This window comes from Mycobacterium sp. 852002-51971_SCH5477799-a (genome assembly GCF_001667145.1).
Lineage (GTDB): Bacteria > Actinomycetota > Actinomycetes > Mycobacteriales > Mycobacteriaceae > Mycobacterium.
The window spans coordinates 1-4,075 of record NZ_LZIF01000105.1 but is presented as its reverse complement, the minus strand read 5'-3'; the positions used below and the strand labels follow the sequence as shown (position 1 = coordinate 4,075).

Annotated in this window: 1 protein-coding gene; it reads left to right on the top strand. The window is 69.1% G+C overall.

From position 1 onward, the window contains the following. Positions 1–4,075, top strand: a 4,075-nt coding sequence (locus tag A5753_RS15685; RefSeq protein ID WP_156656125.1) for a condensation domain-containing protein, incomplete at both ends; no start/stop codon positions are given.

The window sequence follows — 4,075 nt, the reverse complement described above, 5'->3', positions numbered from 1 at the left end:
CGTTGACGGCCAACGGCAAACTCGACACCCGCGCGCTGCCCGCCCCGGACTACACCGGCGCCGGGCGCTACCGCGCCCCAGCCACCGAGACCGAACACATCCTGGCCGCCATCTACGCCGACATCCTCGGACTGCAGCGGGTCGGGGTCGATGACTCGTTCTTCGAGTTGGGTGGGGACAGCATCGCCTCGATGCAGGTGGTCGCGAAGGCCCGGGCGGCCGGGCTGGTGTGTCGGCCCCGTGATGTGTTCGTCGAACAAAGCGTGGCCCGGCTAGCCCGGGTGGTGGTGGCCGCCCAGGCCGGGGTGGTCGATGAGGGCATCGGGACGCTGCCCGCGACCCCGATCATGGCCTGGCTGGCCAGCCTGGACGGCCCGACCGACCAGTTCAACCAAACCCTGGTGCTGCACGCCCCCACCGGGGCCACCCCAGACGACGCGGTGACCATGGTGGGGGCCCTGCTCGACCGCCACGCCATGCTGCGCGCCCACCTGCACATCACCCCCACCGGGGCCTGGTCCCTGCACGTACCCCAGCCCGGCGCGGTGCCCGCCGGCCCGTGCCTGCAGGTGGTCGACACCCTGTCCGAGCAGGCGTTGGTGGAGGCCCGCTCGGGGTTGGACCCGGCCGCCGGGGTGATGCTGCGCGCGGTGTGGGCCGCCGCGAGCGGGCAGTTGGCGTTGATCATTCACCACCTGGTCATCGACGCGGTGTCCTGGCGGGTACTGCTGGGTGATCTGAACACCGCCTGGACCCAACACCGCGCCGGTCAGCCCGTCACGCTGGCCATCGAGGGCACCTCGTTTCACCGCTGGGCCCACCTGCTGGGCGAGTACGCCCGCCGCCCTGAGGTGATCGAGTCCGCTGATGGCTGGAAACAAGTGGCCAGCGCCGCCTCGGTGTTGCCCGCCCCCCAACCCGCCCGCGACACCTACGCCAGCGCCGGGCACCTGTCGGTGACCCTGGACCCCGCCACCACCGCGGCGCTGCTCGGGGAGGTCCCCGCGGCGTTTCACACCGGCATCCAGGACATCTTGCTGATCGCCTACGCCATGGCGGTGGCCCAGTTCGTGGGCAACGGCGCCGCCCCGATCGGCATCGACGTCGAAGGCCACGGCCGCCACGAAGAACTCGACCCCCACCTGGACCTGTCGCAAACGGTGGGCTGGTTCACCACCAAATACCCGGTCTCGCTGACCATCGGCGCCGCCCACCACCACTGGGCCCACCTGGCCGCCGGTGACCCCGCGCTGGGGGCGCTGCTCAAACACGCCAAAGAACAACTACGCGCCCTGCCCCACCCGCTGAGCTACGGGGCGCTGCGCTACCTCAACCCCGAGGTGGACCTCAACCAACCCGACCCCACCCTGGGCTTTAACTACCTAGGCCGACTCGGGGCCCCCACCGGCGCCGAGCACCCCGACCTGTGGCGCCTCGACCCCCACGGCGCCACCGTCCTGGGGGCCGCCGCGGCGATCCCCATGCCCCTGGGGCACACCCTGGAACTCAACGCCGCCACCCTGGACACTGAGGTCGGCCCCCAACTGCACGCCAACTGGATCTGGGCGCCCACCGCACTTGATGCCACCGCCGTGGGCGAACTGAGCCACCTGTGGAGCCAAGCCCTCACCGGTATCTGCGCCCACGTCGCCGCCGGCGGCGGGGGACTGACCCCCTCCGACATCACCCCCGCCCAGCTCAGCCAAGCCCACATCGATGACTTGTGCCGCGACTACCCCGTCGCCGACATCTTGCCGCTCACCCCCCTCCAACACGGCCTGCTCTTCCACACCCACCACACCCACGATGCGTATGCGGTGCAGTTGGATCTCTCGTTAAGCGGTCGCCTGGACCCCGAGCGGCTCCACCACGCGGTCCAGGCCGTGCTCAGCCGCCACCCCCACCTAGCGGCCCGGTTCTGCGACCGGTTCGCCGAGCCGGTCCAGATCATCCCGGCCGAGCCTGAACCGGGATGGAGTTACATCGAACTCGACGCAGGCAACGTTGATGTCGAAGAGCACATCGCGCAGCTATGCGCCCGCGAGCGCGCCGCGGTCGGGGACCTGGCTCATCCCCCCGCGTTTCGGGTGGCCCTGATCACCACCGCCCCCCACCAACACCGCTGCGTGCTGACCTTCCACCACATCGTCATCGACGGCTGGTCACTACCGATCCTGCTCGGTGAAATCTTCGCCAGCTACCACCAACAGCCCCTGCCCGCCCCGGTCCCCTACCGCCGGTTCATCTGCTGGCTGACCGAGCGCGACCAACACGCCGCCCAGACCGCCTGGACCCAGGCGCTGGCCGGCTTGGACACCCCCACCCTGATCGGCCCGCCCGGCCGGCTGCAGCCCGGCCCGCGCCACACCCACACCTACCGGCTGCCCGAACACACCACCACCGCCCTGCACGAACTGGCCCGCGCCCACCACACCACCATCAACACCGTCCTGCAAGCCGGCTACGCCCAACTCCTGGCTCTGCTCACCGGCCGCCACGACATCGTCTTTGGCACCACCGTGTCCGGGCGGCCCACCGACTTACCCGGCGCGGAATCGCTGATCGGGCTGCTGATCAACACCGTGCCGGTGCGCGCCCAACTCACCGCGACCACCACCACCACCGAGCTGCTCACCCAACTCCAACACACCCACACCCACACCCTGGACCACCACCACCTGGCCCTGACCGACATCCACCGCCTCACCGGCCACGACCAACTCTTCGACACCTTGCTGGTGTTCGAAAACTATCCCGTGGACACCGCCGCCCTCACCGGCCCCGACGACCTGACCATCACCGCCTACACCGGCCGCGAATCCACCCACTACCGACTCACCATCCAAGCCCAACCCGGCCCCCAACTGGGCCTGCGCATCGAATACGACACCACCCTGTTCACCCCCACCACCATCGACACCCTGATCACCCGCTTCCAACGGCTCCTGGCCGCCATGACCACCACCGCCCACCAACCCCTCGCAGCCCTCGACCTCCTCGATCAGACCGAGTACGCCCAGTTGGATGAGCTGAGTAATCGGGCGGCGTTGACCCGGTCGGACGTGGGGATCTCGATTCCGGCGCTGTTCACCGCCCAAGTCGCGCGCACTGCCGACGCGGTGGCGATCCGCGACGCCAACCTGTCACTGACTTATCGCGAGCTCGACGACACCGCCAACCAACTGGCCCACCTGCTGGCCGACCACGGCGCAGCCCCCGGACAGTGCATCGCACTACTGCTGCCCCGCAGCGCCGAAGCGATCACCGCCATACTGGCCGTCCTCAAAACCGGCGCCGCCTACCTACCCATCGATCCGGCGCTGCCGGCAGCGCGCATCGCGTTCATGCTCGACGACGCCGGACCGGTCGCCGCAGTGAGCACCGTGGAATTGCGCTGCCGGCTAGACGGTTTCAATGGGACGGTCATCGAGATCGACGACCCCGCGGTGGATGACCAGCCCACCACGGGCTTGCCGGTCCCTGCTGCTGAGGACCTGGCCCACATCATTTACACCTCGGGCACGACCGGGGTGCCCAAGGGGGTGGCGGTCACCCACCACAACGTGACCCAGCTCTTTGACGCCCTAGATGTCGGTGTGGAGCTGACGCCCGAACAGGTCTGGACGCAGTGTCACTCGTATGCCTTCGACGCATCGATCCGGGAGATCTGGGGCGCGCTGCTGCATGGTGGGCGGCTGGTCGTGGTGCCCGAAGACGTCACCCGCTCCCCACAAGACTTCCACGCCCTACTCGTCGCCGAACACGTCAACGTCTTAAGCCAAACCCCCTCAGCGATGGGTGTGTTGTCTCCACAGGGGTTGGAGTCGACGGCGTTGGTGGTTGGCGGTGAGGCTTGCCCAGCCTCATTGGTGGATCGGTGGGCGCCGGGGCGGGTGATGGTCAACGCCTATGGCCCAACCGAGACCACAGTGGATGTCTCAATTAGCGCCCCGCTGGTGGCGGGGTCGGGGACCCCGCCGATCGGTGCGCCGGTGGCCGGGGCGGCGTTGTTCGTGCTGGATGGGTGGTTGCGCCCGGTGCCGGTCGGGGTGGTGGGTGAGTTGTATGTGGCCGG